At 70.2% G+C, this 818-nt stretch carries 1 protein-coding gene; it reads left to right on the top strand.

Annotation, left to right across the window (positions count from 1 at the left end; translation table 11 throughout):
- Nucleotides 1-783 (top strand): outer membrane protein (locus LW587_RS23920; protein ID WP_232632059.1); only part of this gene is annotated, 783 nt, incomplete at its 5' end.
- Between the last annotated feature and the right edge of the window lie 35 nt (nucleotides 784-818).

Below are 818 nucleotides of genomic sequence, written 5' to 3'. Positions count from 1 at the left end.
CCCGTCTTCACCTGGACCGGCTTCTACGCCGGTTTCAACGCCGGCTACGGCTTCGGCGCCAACGACAGCAACCGCGCCCCGACCGTGGTCGGCGTGAACGACGCCTCCGGCCTCGTCGCCACCGGCACCACCGCGGCCTTCGCGTTCAGCAACTCCCGTGAGAGCACCGACGGTTTCGTCGGCGGCGGCCAGATCGGCTACAACTACCAGTTCACCCCGGGTTCCGGCTTCGTCGTCGGTATCGAGGCTGACGCCCAGTACGTCGATTTCGGCCGCAACCGGAATCAGTTCAGCACCGCCGCGGGCAGCGCCCCGCTGCTGGCCGGCGCCCAGGTGTTCAACCCGAACGGCGTTTCGGGCCTCGACTACTTCGGCACCGTCCGCGGCCGTCTCGGCTACGCCTTCGACCGCACCCTCGTCTACGGCACCGGCGGCTTCGCCTACGGCGCCGGTGGCGGTCGCGAGTTCGGCCTGCCGAACACCTCCTCCGACGACTTCCGCACCGGCTGGGCGGCCGGCGGCGGCGTCGAGTACGCGCTGCCTACCGACTCGTTCCTGAACTTCTTCCGCTCCTCGGCCGTGACGCTGAAGGTGGAAGGCCTGTACGTGAACCTCGACCGCGGCAACCGCACCACCGGCGCCTTCGGGGCCACCCCGGCCGGCGCACTCGTCTACACGAACAGCCCGGGCGTGCTCCTGGCCAGCGGCGGCACCGCCCGCGATCGCAACACCGAGTTCGCCGTGGTCCGCGCCGGCATCAACTACAAGTTCGGCTCCTACTAGGACCGAACGGGATCGCGGCTCCTCCGGGAGCCGCC

Source organism: Methylobacterium sp. Leaf118, from assembly GCF_920984675.1.
In the GTDB taxonomy this organism is placed as follows: Bacteria; Pseudomonadota; Alphaproteobacteria; order Rhizobiales; family Beijerinckiaceae; genus Methylobacterium.
The sequence above is the reverse complement of the archived record's forward strand: the minus strand, read 5'-3'. Positions and strand labels throughout refer to the sequence as shown.